At 41.1% G+C, this 25,534-nt stretch carries 24 protein-coding genes; 13 read left to right on the forward strand and 11 right to left on the reverse strand.

The genetic code is table 11. The features are described 5' to 3' along the window. The first annotated feature begins 158 nt into the window (after nucleotides 1–158). The 8 genes from rsxD (at nucleotide 159) to nadS (ending at nucleotide 6,528) form a co-directional block, all read left to right on the forward strand. Nucleotides 159–1,244: an electron transport complex subunit RsxD gene (gene rsxD, locus PSF42_RS11695; protein WP_125893177.1), complete on the forward strand. Its 1,086-nt coding sequence runs from the start codon at nucleotides 159–161 to the stop codon at nucleotides 1,242–1,244. 10 nt (nucleotides 1,245–1,254) lie between these two features. Then, nucleotides 1,255–1,884 (forward strand): electron transport complex subunit RsxG, encoded by a 630-nt coding sequence (rsxG, locus tag PSF42_RS11700; protein ID WP_125893175.1) that lies wholly within the window; start codon nucleotides 1,255–1,257, stop codon nucleotides 1,882–1,884. Then, nucleotides 1,884–2,600 (forward strand): electron transport complex subunit E, encoded by a 717-nt coding sequence (locus PSF42_RS11705; protein ID WP_125893173.1) that lies wholly within the window; start codon nucleotides 1,884–1,886, stop codon nucleotides 2,598–2,600. Before rsxG ends, PSF42_RS11705 begins: the two co-directional genes overlap by 1 nt. A 19-nt stretch (nucleotides 2,601–2,619) precedes the next feature. After that, nucleotides 2,620–3,261, forward strand: coding sequence for an endonuclease III (gene nth / locus PSF42_RS11710; protein ID WP_125893171.1), 642 nt, complete (start codon nucleotides 2,620–2,622; stop codon nucleotides 3,259–3,261). Between the two features lie 138 nt (nucleotides 3,262–3,399). Further along, a complete protein-coding gene (locus PSF42_RS11715) occupies nucleotides 3,400–5,343 on the forward strand; it encodes an exoribonuclease II (protein ID WP_125893169.1) in 1,944 nt (647 codons plus the stop codon). A 202-nt stretch (nucleotides 5,344–5,545) separates the two neighbouring features. Beyond that, nucleotides 5,546–5,764, forward strand: a complete 219-nt coding sequence (gene osmB / locus PSF42_RS11720) for an osmotically-inducible lipoprotein OsmB (RefSeq protein WP_213912693.1) — start codon at nucleotides 5,546–5,548, stop codon at nucleotides 5,762–5,764. Between the two features lie 145 nt (nucleotides 5,765–5,909). Then, nucleotides 5,910–6,242, forward strand: coding sequence for a type II toxin-antitoxin system RelE/ParE family toxin (locus PSF42_RS11725; RefSeq protein WP_102138728.1), 333 nt, complete (start codon nucleotides 5,910–5,912; stop codon nucleotides 6,240–6,242). A gap of 1 nt (nucleotide 6,243) precedes the next feature. Beyond that, entirely contained in the window at nucleotides 6,244–6,528 is a 285-nt protein-coding gene (gene nadS, locus PSF42_RS11730; protein WP_125893165.1) for a NadS family protein, read from the forward strand. A gap of 66 nt (nucleotides 6,529–6,594) precedes the next feature. Here the strand turns inward: nadS and yciH are convergent, their stop codons facing one another. The 5 genes from yciH to PSF42_RS11755 form a co-directional block, all read right to left on the reverse strand. Further along, complete coding sequence (yciH, locus tag PSF42_RS11735; RefSeq protein WP_213912692.1) at nucleotides 6,595–6,921, reverse strand: stress response translation initiation inhibitor YciH; 327 nt, start codon at nucleotides 6,919–6,921, stop codon at nucleotides 6,595–6,597. Next, a complete protein-coding gene (gene pyrF, locus PSF42_RS11740; protein WP_125893161.1) occupies nucleotides 6,918–7,643 on the reverse strand; it encodes an orotidine-5'-phosphate decarboxylase in 726 nt (241 codons plus the stop codon). The genes yciH and pyrF overlap by 4 nt, the downstream gene beginning before the upstream one ends. Nucleotides 7,644–7,688: 45 nt before the next feature. After that, a complete protein-coding gene (lapB, locus tag PSF42_RS11745) occupies nucleotides 7,689–8,861 on the reverse strand; it encodes a lipopolysaccharide assembly protein LapB (RefSeq protein ID WP_125893159.1) in 1,173 nt (390 codons plus the stop codon). A gap of 6 nt (nucleotides 8,862–8,867) precedes the next feature. Then, the gene (locus tag PSF42_RS11750; RefSeq protein WP_125893157.1) at nucleotides 8,868–9,185 is read right to left on the reverse strand and encodes a LapA family protein; all 318 of its coding nucleotides are present in this window, start codon (nucleotides 9,183–9,185) and stop codon (nucleotides 8,868–8,870) included. A gap of 145 nt (nucleotides 9,186–9,330) precedes the next feature. Next, complete coding sequence (locus PSF42_RS11755; RefSeq protein WP_125893155.1) at nucleotides 9,331–10,053, reverse strand: phosphatase PAP2 family protein; 723 nt, start codon at nucleotides 10,051–10,053, stop codon at nucleotides 9,331–9,333. A gap of 213 nt (nucleotides 10,054–10,266) precedes the next feature. Between PSF42_RS11755 and ribA the strand changes: the two genes are divergently transcribed. Together ribA and hemB are read left to right on the forward strand one after the other, a co-directional pair. Next, on the forward strand, nucleotides 10,267–10,863 hold the full coding sequence (gene ribA / locus PSF42_RS11760) for a GTP cyclohydrolase II (RefSeq protein ID WP_102138729.1): 597 nt from the start codon (nucleotides 10,267–10,269) through the stop codon (nucleotides 10,861–10,863). Between the two features lie 190 nt (nucleotides 10,864–11,053). Continuing rightward, a complete protein-coding gene (gene hemB / locus PSF42_RS11765) occupies nucleotides 11,054–12,031 on the forward strand; it encodes a porphobilinogen synthase (RefSeq protein ID WP_110731948.1) in 978 nt (325 codons plus the stop codon). A gap of 110 nt (nucleotides 12,032–12,141) precedes the next feature. Here hemB and PSF42_RS11770 read toward each other — a convergent pair whose 3' ends face one another. The 3 genes from PSF42_RS11770 to cysB all read right to left on the reverse strand — a co-directional run bounded on the left by PSF42_RS11770 (nucleotide 12,142) and on the right by cysB (nucleotide 16,821). Next, nucleotides 12,142–12,585, reverse strand: coding sequence for a hypothetical protein (locus tag PSF42_RS11770; protein ID WP_272680056.1), 444 nt, complete (start codon nucleotides 12,583–12,585; stop codon nucleotides 12,142–12,144). A gap of 296 nt (nucleotides 12,586–12,881) precedes the next feature. After that, nucleotides 12,882–15,554, reverse strand: a complete 2,673-nt coding sequence (gene acnA, locus PSF42_RS11775) for an aconitate hydratase AcnA (protein WP_272680057.1) — start codon at nucleotides 15,552–15,554, stop codon at nucleotides 12,882–12,884. A 292-nt stretch (nucleotides 15,555–15,846) separates the two neighbouring features. Continuing rightward, nucleotides 15,847–16,821, reverse strand: coding sequence for an HTH-type transcriptional regulator CysB (gene cysB / locus PSF42_RS11780; RefSeq protein ID WP_272680058.1), 975 nt, complete (start codon nucleotides 16,819–16,821; stop codon nucleotides 15,847–15,849). Between the two features lie 316 nt (nucleotides 16,822–17,137). Between cysB and PSF42_RS11785 the strand changes: the two genes are divergently transcribed. Then, complete coding sequence (locus tag PSF42_RS11785) at nucleotides 17,138–19,171, forward strand: M13 family metallopeptidase (protein ID WP_125893145.1); 2,034 nt, start codon at nucleotides 17,138–17,140, stop codon at nucleotides 19,169–19,171. Nucleotides 19,172–19,447: 276 nt separating this feature from the next. Here the strand turns inward: PSF42_RS11785 and sodC are convergent, their stop codons facing one another. After that, entirely contained in the window at nucleotides 19,448–19,972 is a 525-nt protein-coding gene (sodC, locus tag PSF42_RS11790; RefSeq protein WP_125893143.1) for a superoxide dismutase family protein, read from the reverse strand. Between the two features lie 318 nt (nucleotides 19,973–20,290). Next, nucleotides 20,291–22,897: a type I DNA topoisomerase gene (gene topA, locus PSF42_RS11795; RefSeq protein WP_125893141.1), complete on the reverse strand. Its 2,607-nt coding sequence runs from the start codon at nucleotides 22,895–22,897 to the stop codon at nucleotides 20,291–20,293. A gap of 290 nt (nucleotides 22,898–23,187) precedes the next feature. Between topA and PSF42_RS11800 the strand changes: the two genes are divergently transcribed. Then, on the forward strand, nucleotides 23,188–23,445 hold the full coding sequence (locus PSF42_RS11800) for a DUF2498 family protein (RefSeq protein WP_102138622.1): 258 nt from the start codon (nucleotides 23,188–23,190) through the stop codon (nucleotides 23,443–23,445). A gap of 96 nt (nucleotides 23,446–23,541) precedes the next feature. Here PSF42_RS11800 and sohB read toward each other — a convergent pair whose 3' ends face one another. Next, nucleotides 23,542–24,588 (reverse strand): protease SohB, encoded by a 1,047-nt coding sequence (sohB, locus tag PSF42_RS11805; protein ID WP_125893139.1) that lies wholly within the window; start codon nucleotides 24,586–24,588, stop codon nucleotides 23,542–23,544. Nucleotides 24,589–24,766: 178 nt separating this feature from the next. On the opposite strand from sohB, the gene PSF42_RS11810 reads away from it, so the two are divergent. Next, a complete protein-coding gene (locus PSF42_RS11810) occupies nucleotides 24,767–25,531 on the forward strand; it encodes a YciK family oxidoreductase (RefSeq protein ID WP_272680059.1) in 765 nt (254 codons plus the stop codon). Nucleotides 25,532–25,534 lie beyond the last annotated feature (3 nt).

The raw sequence follows: 25,534 nt of genomic DNA on the forward strand, positions 1-25,534 counted from the left end.
CAACTTGCACAAGAGGAGCTCACCCCAGCAGCTGAACAACCTATTGAAGAGGAAACCGATCCTCGAAAAATTGCCGTTGCCGCAGCGATCGCGCGAGTAAAAGCTAAGCAAGCACAAAAACAACATGAACAGACGACTACAGAGTAAGTGATAACGAGATGAAATTTAGGCCAATTGATGCGAAAAATCGCCGTTTAAAAATTGCTAGCGCGCCATTTACTCATAACAAACAAAGCACCAGTTTAGTCATGTTTTGGGTACTTTTAGCGGCAATACCGGGTATTGTTGCTCAAGTTTATTTTTTTGGCGTTGGTACCTTATACCAAATTATTTTAGCAGTGCTAACTGCCCTTATCACAGAAGCAGTTTCTATTCGTTTACGCCAACAACCTGTGGTTCCTGTACTAAAAGATAATTCCGCCATTGTGACCGCGCTATTATTAGCCATCAGCCTACCTCCGCTCTCACCGTGGTGGATGATCGTATTAGGGACATTTTTTGCCATAACAATTGCTAAGCAATGCTATGGCGGTTTGGGACAAAACCCATTTAACCCTGCAATGGTGGGTTATGTTGTCTTGCTAATATCATTCCCTGTTCATATGACAAACTGGCTCCCCCCATATGAATTACAGAATATGTCGATTTCAGCACTTGATAGCCTATCCATTATTTTCAGTGGTCATACGCCAACAGGTATTACCCTCGAGCAATTACGTACAGGCATTGATGGTATGAGCCAAGCAACCCCGCTTGATAGTTTTAAAACGGGGTTACTGACTCACTCTATTTCTGAAGTTTTACAGCAACCTATTTTACAAGGTTCCTTAGCGGGTATTGGTTGGCAATGGGTAAATATTGGCTATTTAATCGGTGGTTTGTTCTTATTACAGCGCCGAATTATTAGCTGGCATATTCCGGTGTCATTCTTAGGCACATTGGCGGTCTTAACTGTTGTTAGTTACTTGATTGATGATAGCCAGCATGCCTCACCATGGGTTCATCTGTTGTCTGGCGCGACTATGCTAGGGGCATTTTTTATTGCTACAGACCCTGTCACTGCATCGACTACGCCTAAGGGCCGGATTATTTTTGGTGTGATTATCGGTTTCCTTGTTTGGGTGATCCGTGTATACGGTGGTTACCCTGACGCTGTTGCATTTGCCGTGTTGCTCGCCAATATTACCGTCCCATTAATTGATTACTATACGCAGCCTCGTGCGTACGGTCATGGACATAAGTAAGGATAACCGTATGTTGAACACGATGAGACGCCATGGGGTAACGTTAGCCATCTTTGCAGCAGGTACGACTGCGCTTAGTGCTACGGTGTACACGTTAACGAAAGGAACTATTGCTGAGCAAGCGGCTATTGTTCAAAAAAAACTACTCGACCAAGTGATACCAAATGATTTATATGACAACGACCTCGCAAAAGAGTGTTATTTAGTCTCTAATGAGGCCATACTTGGCAGCAAACAACCTAGGCGTTTATATCTCGCCCGTAAAAATGGTGAACCCGTTGCAGCTGCATTAGAAACAACCGCACTAGATGGCTACTCTGGGGCTATACATTTATTAGTTGGAGCTGATTTTCACGGCACCGTACTGGGTACTCGCGTAACAGAACATCATGAAACCCCCGGGCTTGGGGACAAAATTGAGACACGAATATCTGATTGGATCACCTATTTTAGTGGTAAAAAAATAACTTCTGAAAATGACCCTAAATGGGCCGTTAAAAAAGATGGAGGTGAATTTGATCAATTTACTGGCGCAACAATTACACCTAGAGCGGTCGTCAATGCGACTAAACGTACCGCGGTATTTATGCAACAAATTCCACAACAATTATCGAATTATCCACTCTGTGGGGACGAATAATGAGCGATTCATCTAAAGACTTATTAATGCAAGGTTTGTGGAAAAATAACTCTGCATTAGTTCAATTATTGGGGCTTTGCCCTCTTCTTGCTGTTTCATCGACAGCAACAAACGCCTTAGGACTAGGCTTAGCGACAACATTAGTCTTAGTTTGTACTAATGTTACCGTTTCTGCTTTACGCAGATGGGTTCCTTCGGAAATTCGAATCCCTATCTATGTGATGATTATTGCGTCTGTTGTCAGCGCTGTACAAATGTTAATCAATGCATATGCATTTGGTTTATATGAATCTCTTGGGATCTTTATCCCACTCATCGTCACCAACTGCATTGTTATTGGGCGCGCAGAAGCCTATGCTTCTCGTAATCCTGTTGGGTTGTCCGCCCTTGATGGATTTGCTATGGGTTTAGGCGCTACGGCAACCTTGCTTGTCTTAGGTTCAATTCGTGAAATTTTAGGGAATGGGACCTTATTTGATGGTGCTGATTTGTTACTCGGTTCTTGGGCCACCTCCCTTCGTATTGAAGTGTTACACCTTGATTCGCCATTTTTACTCGCTATGCTACCACCAGGTGCCTTTATTGGCCTCGCGCTACTTTTAGCTGCGAAGTATTTAATTGATGAAAAAATGAAAAAAAGAGCCGCACGACAATCTGGTGTCCAACCAGAACGTGAATATGAAAAACAGCAAGGTTGCGGCAGCCATATTTCTTAACAGTGATATTTTGTGAGCAATGAATAAATCAAAACGCATTGAAATTCTAACTCGTCTACGGGATAACAACCCACACCCTACAACGGAGTTAGAATTTAACTCCCCCTTTGAGCTGTTAATCGCCGTTTTATTATCAGCTCAAGCGACTGATGTGAGCGTCAATAAGGCGACAGCAAAGCTCTACCCAGTTGCTAATACGCCTGAAACTATTATGGCGCTCGGTGTTGATGGGATAAAAGAATACATTAAAACCATTGGCTTATTTAATACCAAGGCTGAAAGTGTCTATAAAACCTGCCAAATTTTAATTGAAAAACACAACAGCCAAGTTCCTGAAAACCGAGAGGCCTTAGAGGCTTTGCCGGGTGTCGGTCGCAAGACGGCAAATGTGGTTCTTAATACCGCATTTGGTTGGCCGACTATCGCTGTTGACACGCACATTTTTCGTGTCTGTAACCGCACTAATTTTGCCCCAGGCAAGAATGTCGTTGAAGTTGAAGAAAAACTCCTTAAAGTTGTACCGCCAGAGTTTAAAGTCGATTGCCACCATTGGTTTATTTTGCATGGCCGTTATACTTGTATTGCCCGCAAACCCCGCTGTGGCTCTTGTATTATCGAAGATTTATGCGAATTTAAAGAAAAAATTTATCCAGAAGATTAACCACGATACTAATTTTATAGGTTACAGATAATCGATATTTTTAATGAAGAATCTAGTCAGTAACGCATTTTTTCCTTGCTCTAAGACTTTGTCTTACGTAACAATAGAGCCAAACCCAATATCAATAAAACGGTAAGTATGTTCCAAGACAACCCACTGCTCGCGCAACTTAAACAAACATTACATGCCCAGACTCCACGCGTCGAAGGGCTGGTGAAAAGCACAGAAAAAGGTTTTGGCTTTCTCGAAGTTGATGGCCAAAAAAGTTATTTTATTCCACCGCCTCAAATGAAAAAAGTCATGCACGGTGACCGTGTTATCGCCGCTGTTCATACAGATAAAGACCGTGAATTCGCAGAACCAGAAGAACTGGTGGAACCTTTCTTAGAAAGGTTTGTTGGGAAAATACAGAAAAAAGAAAATGATAACCGCTTATTTGTGATCCCTGACCATCCCTTACTTAAAGACATGATTTCTTGCCGTCCAGTCAATGGCATTACTCATGAATTTAAGCAAGATGATTGGGTGGTTGCACAAATGCGTCGCCACCCATTAAAAGGTGATAAAACCTTCTACGCTGAAATTACTGAGTTTATCACCGATGGTGATGACCATTTTGCACCATGGTGGGTAACGTTACGCCGTCACCAATTAGACCGTGATGAACCTCAAATGGTTGATAGCGAGCGAGATGACCAAGGCATTGAACGCATTGATTTAACTCACTTACACTTTACGACGATTGACAGTGCTAGCACTGAAGATATGGATGACGCACTCTATGTCGAAAGAATCGATAACGGTGACTTAAAGCTATATATCGCTATTGCTGACCCAACAAGCTATATCCCTGAAGGAAGCGAGCTGGATAAACTGGCTTTAGCCCGTGGATATACCAACTATTTGCCCGGTTTTAATATTCCAATGTTACCGCGCAAGTTGTCAGACGACCTATGCTCTTTGCGCCCAAATGAGCGTCGCCCTGCTTTAGTCTGTATTGCGCTAATCAAAGAAGATGGACGTATTGATGATCACATTGAATTTTTCAGTGCTTGGGTTGAATCAAAATCTAAATTAGTTTATGACGAAGTCTCCGATTGGCTTGAAAATACAGGTAGTTGGCAGCCTGAGAATGATATTGATAAACAGCAAATTTTACTGCTTAAAGAAATGGCTGACAGGCGTTTGCAATGGCGTGAAAACAATGCACTCGTGTTCAAAGATCGCCCTGATTACCGCTTTATATTAGATGATAGCGGAAATGTGATAGATATCGTGACCGAGCGTCGCCGCAGTTCTAATCGCATCGTTGAAGAAGCGATGATTACTTCTAACCTTTGTGCCGCAGCAGTACTAAAAGAAAAGTTAGGATTTGGCGTATTTAATGTACATATGGGGTTTGAACCACTGCAAATTGACCAAGTTGTTCAAACACTAAAAGACAATGGCATTGAAACCACGGCAGAATCGCTATTAACACTAGAAGGTTTCCGTCAACTACGTCGTCAATTAGATGCTCAGCCGACACAATTCCTTGATAGCCGTATTCGTCGTTATCAAACTTTCGCAGAAGTCAAAGCGGATCCCGGACCACATTTTGGTTTAGGGTTTGCAGCTTATGCGACTTGGACTTCACCAATTCGTAAATACACCGATATCGTCAATCACCGCTTAATCAAATCTATTATTGCGGGTAAACCTTCAACAGATAAACCCTCTGAAGAATTATCAATCAAACTAGCGGAACGTCGCCGTGCAAACCGTATGGCTGAACGCGATGTTGGTGATTGGCTCTACTCTCGTTACTTAAAACCTTTTGAAGGTACAGATACAAAATTCCCGGCTGAAATTATTGATATTACCCGTGGTGGAGTACGAGTCCGTTTAGTCGACAATGGTGCTGTCGCATTTGTTCCGGCTCCCTTTATTCATAGCGTTCGTGATGAAATTCAATGTAGCCAAGAAACAGGTAATGTTCTTGTGAAAGGTGAAGTTGCTTACCAGCTTAATGATATTATCAATGTCACCATTAGCGAAGTACGTATGGAAACACGCAATATCGTCGCTAGACCCGCCGAGTAACAACGTTTATGCTACACTTAAAAGACCATAGCTTTTGATTCCTATGGTCTTTTATTCCTCTATTTATTGTTTTTCAACCTCAAATTCGGTTAAACGTTAAACTGTATGCGTTTTCCGATATTTTTTCCTGATTATTCTTATTCGTAAATTTACCTATCGTGATATTTTATTAACTGTTAAATCTGCACTAAGGGTCAATAAAATGAACATAGTAAACAAACGTATTTTATCATTTGCGGTAATAGCCACTGTCGCTATCAGTGTCAGTGCCTGCTCAAATATGTCTAAACGCGATAAAAACACCGCGATCGGCGCTGGTGTAGGGGCTGTTGGTGGTGCTGTATTGACAGGTGGAAGCTCTATAGGAACTGTTGGTGGTGCGGCTATCGGTGGAATTATTGGCCACCAAGTTGGTAAATAAAGACCACTATCTCCTTTACGACCTCTCCTTAGTCTAAAATAGCGTTCATCATGAACGCTATTTTAATATCCGATAATCGATTAAACTATTGACGACAAAAAGTGTACAAAGTACACTTACAAATAACACAAAGGGAGGGAACCCTGTGAGCCACGCAATTGAATTTATTGAAACGAGCTTTTTTACTAAACAAATCCAATCTATAGCGACACAAGAAGAACTTAGGATATTACAAAATGAACTTATCGCATGGCCAGATAAAGGCGATATCATCCAAGGCACAGGTGGGCTACGTAAAATTAGGATGGCAACGGGTAATAAAGGGAAAAGTGCAAGTGTACGCGTTATTTATTTCCTAGCTACAGCAGAAATTATTTATTTTATAATGGCTTACCCAAAAAATGTCAAAGACACGCTAAGTGACTTAGAAAAAGCAGAATTAAAGAAACTAACGAAATTACTAAAAAATGAGGTGTAAAATGAGTATATTCAACGAATTAAAAGCCTCTTTAGAAGAAGCTGTTGAAATTAAAAAAGGCCAGCAAAAAGCTGCCAATATCACACGTTACGAAATAACTGACGTCAAAGCAATTCGAGAACAACTGAATGTATCACAAAGCGAATTAGCTCACGCACTAGGTACGAGTATCGATACCATTAAAAGTTGGGAGCTTAAACGACGAAACCCAACAGGGTTAGCGGCTAAAATACTCATCGCGATTAAGCGTAATCCAGCCCTGTTTACTGAATTAGCCGAAATCTAATCATTTCAATATTTATAAAATGAGTGGCTTTCTAATAGCCACTCACGATAAAAAACCTTACGTTAATCAGCCACCAGCTAACTTAACGTGAAACCCTTTCGCCTCAAGGTACTGTTTAATAACATCGCGTTTATCACCTTGAATTTCAACGTTACCATCTTTGACTGCACCGCCACAGCCACATTTCTTTTTAAGGTCAGCGGCCAATTTAGCCAATTCATTATCGTCAAGGTCAAGACCTGTAATAACGCAAACCCCTTTCCCTTTACGGCCTGAAGTCTCACGGCGAATTCGCGCAATACCATCGCCTTTAGGTCTTTCAACTTTGGGTTTATCTTCAGCAATACGCCCTGTTTCTGTACTGTAAACAAGACGACTATTAGAATCACTCATAGCAAACCTTCAATAGATTGATTGATTTGTTGCAATGTCCCTGTTGGGTTTTCACTACGTGTAATCGGGCGCCCAATCACCATATAATCGACACCCGCTTTCACTGCATCTTGTGGTGTCATGATACGACGTTGATCCCCAACCTCACTTCCCGTAGGGCGGATACCTGGGGTAACTAATTTGAAATCAGCACCACATAGCTGTTTTAAGCGTTGTGCTTCATGGGCTGAGCAAACAACACCGTCTAACCCACATTGCTTCGTTAATAAGGCCAAACGCTCTGCATGATCTGCTGGTGAAGCGTTAATCCCAACACCGATAAGATCAGACTCATCCATACTCGTTAATACGGTTACTGCGGTAAGTAATGGTGCATCTTTACCATAATGTTCAAGTGATTGACGCGCGGCTTCCATCATACGAGCGCCTCCACCAGCGTGAACATTAACCATCCAAACCCCCATTTCAGCCGCAGCCGCAACGGCACGAGCCACCGTATTTGGAATATCATGGAATTTCAAATCTAAGAAAATATCGAAACCACGTTCATGGAGTGACTTAACAAATTGAGGACCATTAAAAGTAAACATTTCTTTGCCTACTTTTAAGCGACAATCACGTGGGTCAATGCGATCCACAAAAGCCAAAGCCTCATTAGCATCTTCATAATCAAGTGCCACAATAATTGGCGAATGTGTGTGGTTCTCAGTTGAGGAAATCATTTCTTAGCCTTTAAAGAGTCGTTATTATTTAATAAGGTGACGCTGTCACTGCCCGTCTAGCCCGCGAATAGGCTTAATTGTGTCCCAAGAGCGACAAGATGGGCAATGCCAATATAATGCATGCGATGTAAACCCACATTTATGACAACGATAATCGGGTTTTGTACGAATTTGTTCTCCTACCATTTTACGAAGCAAAATCAAACTTTCTTTTGCCCTTCCATCTTCCGCTTCTTCAAGATGGTAGTCCATTAAACGATAGAATAAACGCATGGTCGGGTGACGTTGAATTTGGTCGTTAATATAATTTGCAGCCGCTTCATGATTTTGTTTTTCAACAATAATATCAGCTAAATAAAGTTCTGCGATAGCCCCTGAATTACCTGCAACACACTGACGTAAATAATCTTCCCATTCATCCGCTTGGCTTATATGTTGATAACAATCAAACAGTAATGGTAGGGTTTCAGTAACTAGTTCTCTATCTTGTTCATAAACTTGTTTTAGAACATGAATCGCTTTATCGTAATTACCTTGTTCGATAAACAATCGCCCTTTCATAATTGAAACCCGAGCACAGTGGTTGTCGGCTTGCTCAGCTTTATTTAACAATGTCAGTGCATCTTCGAGATCATCACTCGCAAGTTGTTGGGTCGCTAATTCGCAATAAAAATGGGCAATTTGCTCTCGTAGCTCTGAGGCCCCTAATTTAACCAGCTTTCCAGCCGTTTCAATGGCTTTAGTCCAGTCACTGGTTAGTTGGTAAATATTTAATAGGGATTGCAAAGCACTTTGTTTGAAATCAACTTCATCCGTTAATTGCTGAAACATATTTTCTGCACGGTCATAAACCCCTGCAGCCATATAATCTCGGCCAAGTTGTTGGGTTGCTAATAAGCGTTGTTCAAATGATAAAGCGGCGCTTTCTACCAGCGATTGGTGAATACGAATGGCACGTTCAACTTCACCTCGAGAGCGAAATAAATTTCCCAAAGTGAGATGAGCCTCAAAAGCGGAACTGTCTTCATTTTTTAGCATGTCGAGGAACAAATCGACAGCTTTATCTTGTTGATTAGACAATAGGAAGTTAACGCCTGTCACATAATCACGTGACAAGCGATTCGCATGTTGTTGCTTATCTTGTTGAGCACTTCTGCGCCCCATGTACCAACCGTAAGCAGCAGCAACTGGTAGCAGCAGAAACAGCAACTCGAACATACAGGATTATTCCTTGTTCTGAGCCGTCACTAATGAGGTTGAATCGGAAATATTATTTTCTCCAGCACCTAATTGTGATTCTAAACGTCTAATTTTACGACGTGCGTTTTTTAGGCTAACAATGACTCGTAAATAAAACACAGCACAAATTAGCCACCCTAGCACAAAACCGACACCAAAAAGTGATGCAAGAAGGGTTGATAATGAGAAATCCCCTTTTGCAATCAGGTAGTTAAATGTAATAACCTGATCATTGCTTGAACCTAGCGTAATCGAAATAATAAAAAAAGCGACCGCTAGTAATAAAATCAGAAAATATTTCACATTTATTCCCGTTATCAGTTCTATTCATCCAATAATATCTACCTCTTAAGGTAGCATTTCCAACGCATTCAGACAAAGTAATTTATTTTATACAATAGGAAATTAAAGTTAAAAACCCCCTAATTAGGGGGAACTTGATGAAAGATTAATCGGCTTTACTCAATAGCCCCCATAAACGCAAAATATAATAACCAAATACCGTAAAACAAGCACTGATGACCACGGAAGTAATGATATCAATAGGCCAATGCATGCCCAACAACATACGGCTAAAGGCAATACCCTCAGCCCAAATAGCAAGCCCTATCGATAACGCATATAAACGTTGTTGCCAAAAAAGCGCAATTAAAAACAATGCCCAGCCCGCTGCAAATAGCATATGACCCGAGGGGAAAGAATAGCCTGTTTCTGCTTGCCAATGCTTACGCTGCCATTTAGGCACATTCTCATCTTGTTTAACGGTATCTTTAATTAGTTTCGCTCGTATACTGCGTTTTAACTCATAAAAATCTGATGTAGGAATTTGATATTCGCTTGCTAGCCATTCTACATAAGGACGCGGTTCTTTAAATGTGTTCTTTAATGCGCTTTTTAAGCCTTGTTGCAGTAATACAACACTAATAAGAATAAGCAAAATCTTCAGGCATTGTTTCTTTTTTGAACGGAAAACCAATGCGACAGCGCCAAGGAATAGTAAAGACGTTAAAATACTATAAGGCGCTCCTGCCGTGTTCGTTAGCCAAAGCAGCCATTTTATTGAGTGAAACTGGTTTTCTGGTGACCAGTGCCAGCCTGTAATCATCATCAACGTGGGCGGTATTATTAATAACAATGCAAAAGCACAAACGACCAAAACAGTTTTTTTCATTCAATGTATTCCAAATAAAGTTCTATTAAATATACAAATATTCCATTCACGCATTATTAACTCTGTTATAGTAATACAGTGTTGGCAGTGTGCAAAGAATACCAACCTCTATATGCTAAACGTCATATAGCATCGATGTAATATAGTTAAGCTACTTTGTATCGATAAACGTTATTAATTAAGCAAGAGTTACTTTAACTAATGAAAGAAAATATGCAGCTAAAACGCGTTGCTGAAGCAAAGCTCCCGACACCTTTCGGTGAATTTTTAATGGTGGGTTTTGAAGAAATCGCAACAGGTCGTGATCATGTAGCGTTAATTTTTGGCGATATATCAGGAAATACACCAGTTCTCAGCCGGATCCACTCCGAATGTTTAACCGGAGATGCATTATTTAGTCTACGCTGCGATTGTGGTTTTCAATTAGAAGCCGCACTTTCCCAGATTAGTAAAGAAGGCCGAGGAGTATTACTTTATCATCGTCAAGAAGGCCGAAACATTGGCTTACTGAACAAAATTCGCGCTTATGCATTACAAGATCAAGGCCTCGATACAGTTGAAGCCAACATCAAACTCGGATTTAAAGCCGATGAACGTGATTTTACCTTATGCTCTGATATGTATAAATTATTGGGGATTAACGAAGTCCGTTTATTGACGAATAACCCGAAAAAAATCGACATCATGCGTGAAGCAGGAATCAACGTTGTAGAGCGTGTACCACTGATTGTCGGCCGTAATCCAAGTAACGAACATTATCTTGACGTTAAAGCAGAAAAAATGGGACACATGCTATTTAAGCACCAGTGATCTCACCAAAGGAAGAGTGCTCTGCTCTTCCCTTTATTTTCCCCTATTGCATTATAACCTCTCGAAGTGTGTCATTTATTGGCTACTATATTCACTTTCTTTCCATAAGGTTTATACTGTTAGCCATCTGATTACCCTGATGAATAAACTGGGTTCTTAAGGTTTATTCCGCATACTACCAGGAGATACTGTGAACAACCTGCATTCCATTCAACGCATGAGAAGATTGCGTAAAACTGAAAAACTCCGCACTTTATTCCAAGAAACACATCTTTCCGTTAATGACCTTTGCTTGCCAATTTTTGTTGAAGAAGAACTCGACGACTATATGCCAATCAATAGCATGCCGGGTGTTATGCGTATTCCAGAGAAACGTCTTGCTTATGAAATTGAGCGAATTGCAAATGCAGGAATAAAATCAGTGATGACCTTTGGGGTTTCCCATCATCTTGATGATAATGGTAGTGATGCATGGCAAGAAAATGGTTTAGTGGCACGTATGTCACGTATCTGCAAAGAAACCGTCCCTGAAATGATAGTGATGTCTGACACCTGCTTCTGCGAATATACCTCTCACGGTCACTGTGGTGTCATGCATGGCCATGTCGTTGATAACGATGCAACTATCCATAACCTAGGTCTACAAGCTGTTGCTGCTGCACGCGCAGGTGCTGATTTTATCGCCCCTTCTGCCGCAATGGATGGCCAAGTTGCTGCAATTCGCCATGCACTTGATGAAGCTGGTTTTACAGACACCGCCATTATGTCTTACTCCACAAAATTTGCCTCAGCACTGTATGGCCCATTCCGAGATGCAGCGGGTTCATGCCTTAAAGGGGATAGAAAAACCTATCAGATGAACCCAATGAACCGCCGTGAAGCACTACATGAATCACTAATTGATGAACGTGAAGGTGCTGACGCGCTAATGATTAAACCTGCTGGGGCTTATTTGGATATTATTCGTGATTTACGTGAGCATACCCAATTACCTATCGGGGCTTATCAAGTCAGTGGCGAATATGCGCAAATTAAGTTTGCTGCTCAAGCAGGTGCAATTGATGAAACGCGTGTAGCTCTTGAAACACTCGGGTCTATCAAACGCGCAGGGGCTGATCTTATTTTCACTTATTTTGCTTTACAGTTAGCCGAAGCCAACGCGTTATAATCTCATTCAGTTAAAAAAAACCGCATCACTGTACATAAATACAGTATTGCGGTTTTTTGCCATTTTTGTTGAATAATGGTACTCAAATCGCCTAACTTATCGCCACTTCGCTATTTTGCTCTTTGCAATTCAAGTTGTTGAGTTAAAGTTTGGGCATAATGCTTTGCTTGTTCTGCCGTTGCTAGGCCTGCAATTAACAAATCTTGTTTACCCGCAGATGTCGTTGCAACTACTCCCCAGTAATCAACTTCAACCGTAATACTTTCAGGGTTTTGATCTGGCATTGGCAAAATATCAAAGAAGTCTTGTAATGGTGTAATCGTAATAGTGGTGTAATCTGCATTTAAGCCCAGTGGAAATTCTTTGTCTGCATATAGACGCAAATCATGAACTTCCGTTTCAGGTGTTCTCATCACAATAGAATATAAGTTAGGTATGTGCTCCAAAATGTCACGAACCTCTTCGTTCGCGCCATCAAAATGGGATGTGGTTAATAAGATATCTGCTGCCCACAACGCCCCTTTATAGAAATCGGTTTCATTGATATCTGCCATACTCATTTCCTTTATAGTGTTTTCGATAAGCTCTGTCACATGGTGACCTGTACTAAAGCCATTACATTCAATCATTTTGCACAAAGAAACTTATTTATGGCGAAATTCACCCTATTTTCATCTAGCCGAGTAGCGACTATTTTCTCCTGTAATTTACCGTCTATTGCACACCATAACGTAGATTGCCATCAAAAATATTGAGAAAAAACAAGATTGATAAATAAGATTAAATATTAAAAAACAAAAACGCCCGTAGGATACAATCTTACAGGCGTTTAAGTGTGATGGTTTAATGACTAATGTAGCATCTGCCTTATCACATAATGCAAAATCCCCCCATGACGGTAATAATCCATCTCCGTTGCCGTATCAATACGACAGCGAGTGATAACTTCTTTTATATCACCATTGCCATAAGTAATTCTCACTGTGATATCCTGACCTGGGGTAATTGACTGTAACCCAATGACATCAATGCGTTCATCACCTTTTAAACCGAGTGTTTTGCGAGAGACCCCATCTTTAAACTCCAAAGGTATAACCCCCATACCAATCAAATTAGAACGGTGAATACGTTCATATGATTCAGTAATGACGACGCGTACACCCAATAAATTCGTCCCTTTCGCAGCCCAATCTCGGCTAGAACCAGAACCATATTCTTTACCTGCGATAATGGCTAATGGTCTATTTTCTTGTTGATACAACATTGCCGCATCATAAATCGCCATCTGTTTGCCTGTAGGGATATGCAAGGTATATCCCCCTTCAACACCTGGAACCATTTCATTACGAATACGAATGTTTGCAAATGTCCCTCGCATCATTACTTCATGGTTACCACGACGCGAACCATAAGAGTTGAAATCTGTGACAGCAACACCGTGCTCTTGCAGATATCGCCCAGCTGGGCTCTCTTTTTTGATATTCCCCGCAGGCGAAATGTGGTCAGTAGTAACCGAGTCGCCGAGGATAGCTAAAATATTTGCGCCATGAATATCTTTGACCGGTGCTGGCTGCACTTGCATACCTTCAAAGAAAGGTGGATGGCGAATATAAGTCGAGTCTTCTTGCCAATGATAAGTTGAAGAGCTTTCAACTTGTAATGCTCTCCAAGCATCGTCACCTTCAAAGACCGCACTATATTCCTTACGGAACATGTCTGTTTTAACTTGCTGCACAGCTTGCGCAATTTCAGCACTGGATGGCCAAATATCTTTCAAGTAAACATCGTTACCGGATTTATCGACCCCAATAGGATCGGTTTTCAAGTTGATATTCATGTTCCCTGCCAGCGCATAGGCAACCACCAAAGGCGGTGATGCTAACCAGTTGGTTTTCACCAGTGGGTGAATTCGCCCTTCAAAGTTACGGTTACCCGACAGCACGGCACCAACGGTAAGATCTGCTTGTTTAATCGCCTCTTCTATTGGTTCTGGTAATGGGCCTGAGTTACCGATACAAGTTGTACATCCATACCCAACAAGGTTAAATCCAAGTTTATCTAAATACGGTGTTAAACCCGCAACCGCAAGATAATCAGTAACCACTTTAGAGCCCGGTGCCAATGATGATTTAACCCACGGCTGACGGACTAAGCCTTTTTCAACGGCTTTTTTTGCTAATAGCCCTGCTGCCATTAATACACTTGGGTTTGACGTATTTGTACAAGATGTAATTGCCGCAATAACGACAGCGCCATCAGTGAGCTCAAAGGTTTTATTTTGATATTTAACAGAAGGATAGCTTGATTGAATTTTCTTGTTAACTTCTAACTCTACCGCACCGCGAAATGCTTTTGGCACTTGACTAAGTTCCACTCTGTCTTGTGGGCGTTTAGGCCCTGCTAAGCTGGACTCCACCGTTGACATATCTAACTCAAGTGTACTGGTGAAAATAGGTTCGTCACCTGCATAACGCCATAACCCCTGCTCCTTACTATAAGCTTCCACCAGCGCAATTTCATCGTCACTGCGGCCTGTTAAACGCAAATAAGACAGTGTCACTTCATCAACCGGGAAAAACCCACAAGTTGCGCCATATTCAGGTGACATATTTGCAATCGTTGCACGGTCTGCTAATGGTAAATCAGCTAAGCCATCACCATAAAATTCTACAAATTTCCCCACCACGCCATGTTGACGTAACATTTGTGTTACGGTTAATACAAGGTCGGTTGCCGTTATCCCTTCAGATAATTTCCCGGTTAATTTAAAACCCACAACATCAGGGATCAGCATTGAAATCGGTTGGCCTAACATCGCGGCTTCAGCTTCAATACCACCAACTCCCCATCCTAGTACACCGAGCCCATTGATCATGGTTGTATGGGAGTCTGTCCCGACTAAGGTATCTGGATAAGCATATAATTTACCGTCAATTTCTTCATACCATACCGCCTTACCAAGGTATTCTAAATTAACTTGATGACAGATACCGGTACCCGGCGGCACCACTTGAAAACGGTTAAATGCTTTTTGCCCCCAACGAAGAAATAAATAACGTTCATGGTTACGCGCCATTTCAATTTCAACGTTATCATCAAAAGCAGATTGGGTAGCAAACTCATCCACCATCACCGAGTGGTCAATCACTAAATCAACAGGAGACAACGGGTTCACTTGCTCAACATTACCGCCGAGTGATTTAACCGCCTCACGCATCGCGGCAAGGTCAACAACAGCAGGAACACCCGTAAAATCTTGCATAAGAACACGGGCTGGGCGATACGCAATTTCCCTATCTGCATGCGCGTTTTTTTGCCAGTCAATGATAGCTTGTAAATCTTGTTCGACAACTGAGCTCCCATCAATATGGCGTAATAGGTTTTCGAGTAAGACTTTTAATGACTTAGGTAGCTTAGTTCCCGAACCGAGCTTTTTTTCAGCTAGTGCTAAACTGAAGTAATTATACTGCTTGTTTCCAACATTGAGTGTCGAGGCACTCGTTGTTTTTAGTCTCAACGACATAACTCCTCCTTGGTTTTTATGGCTATGGCAATATGTGTATTTACCACCATTATTTTTTGTTAACCAATTGTAATCATAGTTGCTCTAGAGATTTGATTTATAGATTTTGTGCCAAATATTGAAATTTTCTCTATTAATAATAGGAAATTTGAGATAAGAAGGGAAATAAACCAGAAAATAAGTTTATTCAAATTACGCGATACCCGACTGGTGTGTTGACAATAAAAACCCCAGAAATACAGTCACTAGGGTTTTTATTGATACGTTCGGGCAAAACAGAAGTATAAAAAAATTATATGATAGGTAATTTCATATCTTTGAAGAATTCTTCAATTTCTTCATTGTTACGAATGGCAACGGCTTTATCAACGACATCTCGCGTTAAATGAGGTGCGAAGCGCCACATAAAATCATACATATAACTGCGTAAGAAACTGATGCGTTTAAAACCGATCTTGGTTGTGCTGTAGCTGAATTTATCACGCATATCAATCACAACTAAATCGCTATCACTCACCGGGTCAACGGCCATACTCGCAATAATACCAATCCCTAGCCCTAATCTAACGTAGGTTTTGATCACGTCGGCATCGGTTGCAGTAAAAATAATTTTGGGCTCAAGGCCAATCTTCTGAAATGCTACATCTAATTCTGAACGACCAGTAAACCCATGGGTATAGGTTACAATTTGATATTCAGCGATATCTTCAATAGTGACATTTTTTTTCTCCGCAAGTGGATGGCCTTTTTGCACAACCACACAGCGATTCCAATGGTAGCATGGCAACATAATCAAATCGTTATAAAGGTGTAATGCTTCGGTTGCTATCGCAAAATCACTGTTACCTTTGCAAACTTCTTCAGCGATTTGCGTTGGTGACCCCTGCTGCATGTGTAATGAAACCTGTGGGTAACGTTCAATAAAGCCTTTGATTGTCGGAGGTAAAGCATAGCGTGCTTGTGTATGTGTCGTGGCAATACTCAAGCTGCCTCTATCTGGATAAGTATGTTCCCCTGCAACCGAGCGGATCGCTTCTATTTTTGATAACACTTCGCGAGAGATCCGCACGACTTCTTCCCCTGCAGGGGTAACGTGCGTTAAGTGCTTACCGCTACGTGCAAAAATTTGGATCCCCAACTCATCTTCAAGCATCCGCACTTGTTTACTGATACCGGGCTGCGACGTAAAAAGCCCCTCAGCAGTTGAGGAGACATTCAAGTCATGGTTAACCACTTCAACAATATAACGTAATTGCTGCAATTTCATATTTCAGTCTACCTCATACATGAATAATGTGCTTTTGCTATCTATAGCTAAAGAATATTAAATATAACTAAAAGTTATAATGGGTTTGTTTGATATAACAAATATAGCATCATTATCATAAGAATAAACAGTATGATGATAAAATTTCATCTAAATGCTATTCACAACGGTGAAAGGCAGTAAGATTCTGCAAAGACGGATTAACTTTATTTCATTATGTGGTTCAATAAGTGAAATGAATTTTGCAAGACCCTCACTGCAAGGTTTAACGTATTAGAAGTGGATATCGTAATTCTCAACGAAGAGAGGTGGTTACATGCGTTTGAATGTTTTGGCTTTGCTAATAGGTATGTCAACGATTTCTTTTGCCCCTACGCTATTGGCGAAAGAAGTCACTTATGGACAACAAAAAATTGTTTTATCTGATGTAATTGAACCCGGAAATGATTTTTATCGTTATGTTAATGACGATTGGATAAATAAAGCGCAAATTCCTACCGGTATGCCACGCATTAACTCTTTTGTGGAGTTATATTTAAACACAGAAAAACAAATTCAATCAATTGTTGACCAACTACAGCAGATCCCTGAAAACAAACTCACTCATAATCAACGAAATATTCGAAATTTATACCTCAGTTACCTGAATGAAAAAGCTATCGAGCAAGCGGGTATTGCCCCAATAAAATCTGATTTAGATGCCATTACTAACGCTAAAGACCATAATGATATTAGCAAGTTAATGACCCAACCAGACTATAAATCACTGATTTCTTATTGGGTAGACTTAGATGCCAAAGCACCTGATACCTATGTACTTTATATCGGCCAAGGTGGTCTAGGCCTGCCTAATCGTACTTATTACCTCGATAACACACCGCAAATGGAAGATATTCGAAAAAGTTATATTGCTTATATCGCTACCATGTTAAAGCTGGCGGGTGAAAAAGATGTGACACAAAAAGCACAGAAAATTTTTGATTTAGAAAAAGCGATTGCAACTGTACACTGGAGCCCTGAGGCGCGCCGTGACACCATCAAAAATTACCATGCAATGACCTTAGCTGAAATGAAAAACCATACCCAAGGATTTGATTGGGATAATTTTATTACTAGCCGCAAGTTAACAGATAAACAACTTGCAAAAGTGGTCGTTGAAACCGACAGCGCAGTGGAACAAACTGCAAAAATTTTTGCAGAAACTCCCGTCTCAACACTAAAAGATTACTTAACCTTTCAATACATTAGTGAACACGCGCGTTATTTAAACCAAACTATAGCTGATGCGCAGTTTGATTTTTATTCGAAGAAACTTAATGGTATTGAAAAACAACGCACCCGCCAAGAACGCGCTTTGCAAACCGTTAACTCTCTCCAAGGTGAACCGTTAGGTCAAATTTACGTCGAACAATATTTCGACCCACAAGCGAAAGAAAAAATTAAAGATTTGGTTAGTTATGTGAGAGGAACATTTAATTCACGCTTAAAAGTTAATGACTGGATGGATGAGCCGACTCGCCAAGAAGCCCTTAAAAAATTGGAACAATTCACCGTTAAAGTGGGTTATCCAGATCAATGGAATGATTTCAGTGCAATTAACCTTAAGCCAGATTCATTATTAGATAATTATAAGCAAGTTTTAGCTTGGTCATATGATGATATGATTGGCAAAATTGGCCAGCCGGTTCGTCAATGGGAATGGGGTATGACACCACAGACAGTTAATGCCTATTTCAACCCTGTTCAAAACGAAATTGTGTTCCCCGCTGCGATTTTACAAGCCCCTTTCTTTGACCCTAATGTTGACCCAGCCTATAACTACGGCGCAATCGGTGCTGTAATCGGCCACGAAATGGGCCATGGTTTTGACGACCAAGGCAGTTTATATGACGGAACCGGGCAGTTACGTAATTGGTGGAGTGAAAGCGCTAAAACCCACTTTAAAGAGAAGACCGCTAAGCTTGTTGAGCAATATAACGGATTTACTGTTGATGGCTTAAAGGTGAACGGTGAACTTACATTAGGGGAGAATATTGGTGATCTTGGCGGGTTAAATATTGCCTTAAGCGCTTATAAACAATTCGCCAAAGAAAACTATCCAAATGGTGAGGCTCCAATTATTGACGGAACAACTGGGTTACAACGTTTCTTCATTGCTTGGGCTCGTACATGGCAAGAACTGTCAAATAAAGAATCTGAACGCAATAAGATTATGACGGACCCTCATAGCCCTAACCAATTCCGCGCAAATGGCGTAGTACGCAATATTGATGACTGGTACGAAACATTCGATGTTGATAAAAATAGCGATCTGTATTTGGCGCCAGAGCAACGTATTCGTATTTGGTAATTTATCAATGACAAAAGAAGGCTCGAAATTTAGCGTGAGCCTTCTTTTTATGACTAGGCATTAAGCGGCGCTGAGCCCTAACAATTCTGCTGTTTAAATCATATTCTAATCAATGCAATACTGTCTTTTAAACTACTTTATAATCAATACAATACGCTAAATAGTTCAAGTTGTGGCTAGGCAGCAAGCGGCGCTAAGCCCTAGGAGCATACATAAGTATGTGACTAGGGTTAGCAAGCGCAGCTAACAACGCCACAGCTTGAAATATGACGCGTATTATTTGATGACGCCGCAGGCCATTCTAGCCCCACCGCCGCCTAACGCCTCTGGGGTATCAGAATAGTTATCTCCACCCACATGCACCATCAATGCGCGCTCTTGAACATCTTTGAGTGATTTTAAACGTGGCGCTAGTACCGCATAATTGGCATTACCTTGGCTATCAGCAACTAAGCCGGGTAAATCGCCTAAATGCCCTGTGTTATCATAAGGGCCTTTGTGGACACCTGTTTTAGCGGGGTCTAAATGGCCACCTGCTTTTAGTGCAGGTACCGATTTACCGTCTTTTTCTGCAGGTTCGCAGCTTGGGTTCTCATGAATATGAAACCCATGAATGCCTGCTTGTAGGCCCGTTAATTTTGGCGTAAATAGTAATCCATATTCTGTTTCTGAGATAACAACCTCACCTATTGCTTTACCATCACCTGTTGGGGTTGCTTCTTTTAATACAACAGTAGATTGAGCAGCGTATGCTGTCCCCGCTGTCAATAATGCAGCCAGTAAACACATTTTTAACTTCATTTTGCCTCCGGTGGATAACTTTTATCTATCATTCCATCGACTTACCTAAATATTTTATCAAGGTAAGGATTATTACTGCCAATTGATAACCACAATAACTCTATCTTAAGTTAACACAAATTAGTTATCACTTTGGTGCTACATTTGAGTTTAGTTAAAAATTGGCGGCTATATCACAGTGAGCGATAAGAAATAAAGGAAATGACAGTATAACAGTGGGTTATTCACCGATAGGTATTGATATGAAATTGACAAGTTAACAAAAAAGCCAATCAAATTAAGTGATTGGCTTTTTTTCTTGAAAACAAAAGAGAACTATTACTTCTCTTTTACTTCCCACTTACCGTCAACGTAGAATGCACTCCACCCCGTTGCTTTGCCGTTTTTCTCTGAAGAAACATATTGTTGCTTCGTTTTACGACTAAAACGGACGATAGTTGGGTTACCTTCGCCATCTTCAGCTGGTGCTTCAGCTAAATAAGCGAACTTTTTAGGTAAACGGTCTTTAAAGCGCTGTAATTCTGCCACTAATGGCGCACGTGTTTCTCGTGATTTAGGGAATGTATTCGCCGCAAGGAAAACGCCAGCAGCCCCATCACGTAACACAAAATACGCATCAGATTTTTCACATGGAAGTTCTGGTAATGGCACTGGATCTTCTTTCGGTGGTGCAACTTCACCACTTCGTAAGATTTTACGCGTATTTTTACACTCTTCGTTGGTGCAACCCATGTACTTACCAAAACGCCCCATTTTCAGGTGCATTTCTGAACCACACTTGTCACACTCAATGACCGGGCCGTCATAACCCTTAATACGGAACTCGCCTTCTTCGATTTCATAACCTTCACACGCAGGGTTATTACCACAAACGTGTAATTTACGGCCATTATCAATCAAATAGCTGTCCATCGCTGTCCCGCATTTTGGACAGCGACGTTTGGCTCTTAATGCGTTAGTTTCCGCATCATCCCCTTCAAGGACATTAAGGACTTCGTCTTCAGGGATAAGGTTAATCGTTTTTTTACAACGCTCTTTGGGTGGTAATGCGTAACCAGAGCAACCTAAAAATACCCCGGTTGATGCGGTACGAATACCCATATGGCGCTCACAATCAGGGCAAGTGATTGAGGTAATTACCATTGGGTTGGTGCGCATTCCCCCTTCTTCTGGCTCTTTTTCAGCAATATCTAGCTGCTTACTAAAATCAGAGAAGAATTCATCTAATACAGCTTTCCACTCAGCATCATGATTAGCCACGTGGTCAAGCTGGTCTTCCATGCGTGCAGTAAAATCGTAGTTCATCAGGTCGTTAAAGTTTTCCTCTAAACGATCGGTGACGATTTCACCCATTTTTTCTGCATAGAAACGACGGTTTTCAACTTTGACATAACCTCTGTCTTGGATCGTCGAAATAATCGCTGCATATGTTGAAGGACGGCCAATACCACGCTTTTCTAACTCTTTAACTAAGGACGCTTCACTAAAACGTGCCGGCGGCTTAGTAAAGTGTTGGCTAGGCAATAGCTCAACCAGAGACAACTCCGCACCAACTTGTATTGGTGGCAGCGTTTTGTCTTCATCATTTTTACGCAGTGCAGGCATGACTTTCGTCCAACCATCGAAGCGCAGAGTACGCCCTTTGGCTTTTAGTTCAAAATCCCCTGCTTTGACTGTTAAGGTTGTTGAATCATATTTCGCAGGTGTCATTTGACAAGCCACAAACTGATTCCAAATTAATTGATACAACCTTTTCGCGTCGTTCTCCATGTCTTTTAGTGACTCAGGTAAAACATCGACACTAGATGGACGAATGGCTTCGTGCGCTTCTTGCGAATTGTCTTTACTACTATAAACATTGGCATCTTTTGGCAGGTATTTAGCGCCAAAATTATCATTAATATAACCACGAACCATGTCGAGTGCATCTTGACTCAAATTTGTTGAGTCAGTACGCATATAGGTGATGTAACCCGCCTCATAAAGACGCTGAGCCATCATCATGGTTTTTTTCACGCCGAAGCCTAAACGGGTACTGGCAGCTTGTTGTAGCGTTGACGTGATATACGGAGCGCTCGGTTTGCTGGATGTCGGTCTATCTTCACGGTCAACAACCGCAAAACGGGCATTTTCCAGTAATTTAACCGCCGCCTCTGTTTGCGCTTTATTGACTGGCTTAAATGCCTTACCACCTTGTGACGTGACTTCCATACGTAAGTTAGCGATATCTTTATCGGCTAAGTCGGCATGCAGTTCCCAATATTCTTCAGGAACGAAAGCTTTAATTTCCCGTTCACGTTCAACTATCAGTTTTACTGCAACTGATTGAACGCGACCAGCAGATAAGCCACGAGCCACTTTCTTCCACAACAGTGGAGAAACCATGTAACCCACAACTCGGTCCATAAAACGACGCGCTTGTTGTGCGTTAACTCTATCTATATTTAATTCCCCAGGGCTATCAAATGCCTGAGTGATCGCATTTTTAGTGATCTCATTAAATACAACACGACTAAAACGAGAATCGTCTCCACCTATCACTTCGCGTAAATGCCACGCAATGGCTTCCCCTTCGCGGTCCAAGTCCGTTGCGAGGTAGATGTGTTCTGCATCCTCCGCCAGTGATTTAAGTTCAGAAACTACTTTCTCTTTACCAGGTAGAATTTGATAATTCGCTTTCCAACCCTGATAAGGGTCAATCCCCATGCGCTTAACTAATGCATCACGCGGATCTTTTTTTACTTTCTTTGTTTTGTCGGTAGATGAGCCTGTACTCTTTTGTGAGCCGGTTTGTGAACCAGAGCCGCTTTTCGGCAGATCACGAATGTGGCCAACGCTGCTTTTTACAACGTAGCCACTGCCAAGATACTTATTAATCGTTTTGGCCTTTGCCGGGGACTCCACTATAACAAGAGCTTTACCCATATTTACCTTTACCTAAATATCAATAATGGCGCATTTCTACATTAAAATGCGCAAAATGAGGATCTCTTTTTTATATTGCGACACAATCACAATATATCAATATATTTTTAAACAATTATTTGTGTTGAAACAAAACTTATAAACTCAATCACGTTATTCTAAAAGGCACAAAGAGTCTTCTAGTTGACTGATTTTAACCATATAAAGATGTTTAACCACAATTGAAAACCACACACTCTACCTGATAAAATGCTAGAAGCAACCAATTATTTTTTCAAGGAAACCAACGTATGCAAGACAGTTTACCATTCATCACAAAGAAAGAGTTACTTGAAAAAGCTAATGATATCATAAAGAAACATGATGATTACATCCATGGTATGTTTGTTGATACCGTTGAGCAACATCGAGGTACACTGGTATTTAAAGGCGAGTTCTTCTTAGATGAGAACAATATTCCCACTTTAAAAAGTACAGCTGCTTTTAATATGTACAAACACCTTGCTCATGTACTATCAGAACAATACCAATTGAGTGATAATAACTAGTTAACACGTTTGCTCTTTATATAAAAATTACCGGCTAACAAGCCGGTAATTTAATAGTAGATTTAAAAACGCTTATTCGCTAGGCGAAACTCAAAGTTACAAGAGTGGTTTTTGTCCGCGTTGCCACCAGCGCAATAATAAGTTATCCACGCTCTTTGCCGCGCTTCCCATAAACTTATCCATCATTTTTTTACTTAATACATAACGAATGCTCACTATTTCCTTAGTATCAATCGCATTAATAATAAAATCATCACTCACACCAATATTATCCACAAGTCCTTTATCAAGCGCCTGTGAACCATACCAATACTCCCCTGTTGCCACTGCGGAAATGTCTAAGGATGGGCGGTTTTGATGAACAAATTGTTTAAATAATTCATGTGTTGAATTTAAATCTTCGACAAACTTCTTACGACCTTGCTCCGTATTCTCACCTAACATGGTCAATGTTCGTTTGTATTCACCCGCAGTATGAAGTTCAACATCAACATCATGTTTTTTTAATAACCGATGAATGTTCGGAATTTGAGCGACAACGCCGATCGAACCAATAATGGCAAATGGCGCTGCAATAATTTTATCTGCAATGCAAGCCATCATGTATCCGCCACTCGCCGCAACTTTATCGACCGCAATAGTCAGCGGGATATTTTTTTCTTTGATCCTTAATAATTGTGAAGCCGCTAAACCATACCCATGAACCATTCCTCCAGGGCTTTCAAGTCTTAGCAATACCTCATCTTGTTGGTCAGCAACTGCAAGAATGGCACTGATTTCCTCACGTAAAGACGTGACTTCACGGGCATCCATGCTACCTTTGAAGTCTAATACATATAAACAAGGCTTTTTAACCCCTGTCTGGCCTAATTTAGCCCCTGTTTTCTCACTTTTTGATTTTGCTTTCTGCTGTTTTTTAAATGCCTTCAACCACGCTTTATGTTCTGGTTCATTCATTTTAATTTGTTGCATTTGGCGTTGGCGCTCACGATAACTTTCACCTAAGTCTGTGATTTTCAAAGCACCTTTTGTCCCTTGGCGACGCATGCCTGCACCAAACACAAAAACAGCTAGCAAAACTATCGCCACCAAAATTGTGACGACTTTTGCTAAAAATAGCCCATATAATGAGAAATACTCCACAATCTGATCCTTTTGATGTTTATCTTAAATATAAAAATAATCTCACGATTACGCGCAAACAACCAGAAAAAAACAGAGTTAGCGCGACAAACTTCGTTAATAACTATGTTAGATTAGCCAATTATCACAATCAGTGCGATGATAACCTTACATACTAATCACAATAGTAGGAAAGAATATGCTCCAATATCAGCCTAGACAAGACCTATTGAAAGGTAAAACGATCCTCGTAACGGGTGCCGGTGATGGCATTGGCCGTGAAGCAGCTCTCACTTATGCGCGCTATGGTGCATCACTTATCCTTGTTGGTCGAACACAGCATAAATTACAATCCGTGAGTGATGAAATAACCGCTTTTGGTGGAAAAACTGCACCGTACTTTACGCTAGATTTATTAACTGCAACGATTGATGACTGCCATGCACTCGCCTCGCAAGTTACCTCTATTGCACCTTATCTGGATGGCGTTTTGCACAATGCTGGAATACTTGGTGTGGTTGCCCCTATCACTGAGCAGCCTAGTGACCTATGGCATGATGTTATGCAAATAAATGTTAATGCTACGTTTATGCTAACTCAAGCTTTACTCCCTCTATTGCTCAAAGCACCTAATGCCTCTTTAATCTTTACCAGTTCAAGCGTAGGTAAACAAGGTCGCGCGGGTTGGGGAGCCTATGCCGTCTCCAAATTTGCAACTGAAGGTTTAATGCAAGTATTATCCGAAGAATACAAGCAGAGCAATCTTCGAGTAAACTGTATTAATCCAGGCGGCACACGAACCTCAATGCGAGCAAGTGCATTCCCTGACGAAGATCCTCTTAAGTTAAAAACCCCTTCTGATATCATGCCTATTTATATCTATTTAATGGGTGATGATAGCCTGCGTAAAACAGGGGGAAGCTATGATGCTCAACCAGGGCGAAAACCGGGTGCTGCGGAGTAAAAA

This window comes from Providencia sp. PROV032, from assembly GCF_028484875.1.
GTDB classification, from domain to species: Bacteria; Pseudomonadota; Gammaproteobacteria; order Enterobacterales; family Enterobacteriaceae; genus Providencia; species Providencia rettgeri_E.

What these genes read in the sequence shown, in the direction of transcription:
- acnA (WP_272680057.1), bottom strand. Translation starts at nt 15,554, where the DNA reads ATGTCGTTGAGACTAAAAACAACGAGTGCCTCGACACTCAATGTTGGA.
- topA (WP_125893141.1), bottom strand. Translation starts at nt 22,897, where the DNA reads ATGGGTAAAGCTCTTGTTATAGTGGAGTCCCCGGCAAAGGCCAAAACG.
- osmB (WP_213912693.1), top strand. Translation starts at nt 5,546, where the DNA reads ATGAACATAGTAAACAAACGTATTTTATCATTTGCGGTAATAGCCACT.
- PSF42_RS11715 (WP_125893169.1), top strand. Translation starts at nt 3,400, where the DNA reads ATGTTCCAAGACAACCCACTGCTCGCGCAACTTAAACAAACATTACAT.
- rsxD (WP_125893177.1), top strand. Translation starts at nt 159, where the DNA reads ATGAAATTTAGGCCAATTGATGCGAAAAATCGCCGTTTAAAAATTGCT.
- yciH (WP_213912692.1), bottom strand. Translation starts at nt 6,921, where the DNA reads ATGAGTGATTCTAATAGTCGTCTTGTTTACAGTACAGAAACAGGGCGT.
- PSF42_RS11705 (WP_125893173.1), top strand. Translation starts at nt 1,884, where the DNA reads ATGAGCGATTCATCTAAAGACTTATTAATGCAAGGTTTGTGGAAAAAT.
- lapB (WP_125893159.1), bottom strand. Translation starts at nt 8,861, where the DNA reads ATGTTCGAGTTGCTGTTTCTGCTGCTACCAGTTGCTGCTGCTTACGGT.
- rsxG (WP_125893175.1), top strand. Translation starts at nt 1,255, where the DNA reads ATGTTGAACACGATGAGACGCCATGGGGTAACGTTAGCCATCTTTGCA.
- nth (WP_125893171.1), top strand. Translation starts at nt 2,620, where the DNA reads ATGAATAAATCAAAACGCATTGAAATTCTAACTCGTCTACGGGATAAC.
- sodC (WP_125893143.1), bottom strand. Translation starts at nt 19,972, where the DNA reads ATGAAGTTAAAAATGTGTTTACTGGCTGCATTATTGACAGCGGGGACA.
- pyrF (WP_125893161.1), bottom strand. Translation starts at nt 7,643, where the DNA reads ATGATTTCCTCAACTGAGAACCACACACATTCGCCAATTATTGTGGCA.
- PSF42_RS11800 (WP_102138622.1), top strand. Translation starts at nt 23,188, where the DNA reads ATGCAAGACAGTTTACCATTCATCACAAAGAAAGAGTTACTTGAAAAA.
- ribA (WP_102138729.1), top strand. Translation starts at nt 10,267, where the DNA reads ATGCAGCTAAAACGCGTTGCTGAAGCAAAGCTCCCGACACCTTTCGGT.
- nadS (WP_125893165.1), top strand. Translation starts at nt 6,244, where the DNA reads ATGAGTATATTCAACGAATTAAAAGCCTCTTTAGAAGAAGCTGTTGAA.
- cysB (WP_272680058.1), bottom strand. Translation starts at nt 16,821, where the DNA reads ATGAAATTGCAGCAATTACGTTATATTGTTGAAGTGGTTAACCATGAC.
- PSF42_RS11770 (WP_272680056.1), bottom strand. Translation starts at nt 12,585, where the DNA reads ATGGCAGATATCAATGAAACCGATTTCTATAAAGGGGCGTTGTGGGCA.
- PSF42_RS11785 (WP_125893145.1), top strand. Translation starts at nt 17,138, where the DNA reads ATGCGTTTGAATGTTTTGGCTTTGCTAATAGGTATGTCAACGATTTCT.
- PSF42_RS11755 (WP_125893155.1), bottom strand. Translation starts at nt 10,053, where the DNA reads ATGAAAAAAACTGTTTTGGTCGTTTGTGCTTTTGCATTGTTATTAATA.
- PSF42_RS11810 (WP_272680059.1), top strand. Translation starts at nt 24,767, where the DNA reads ATGCTCCAATATCAGCCTAGACAAGACCTATTGAAAGGTAAAACGATC.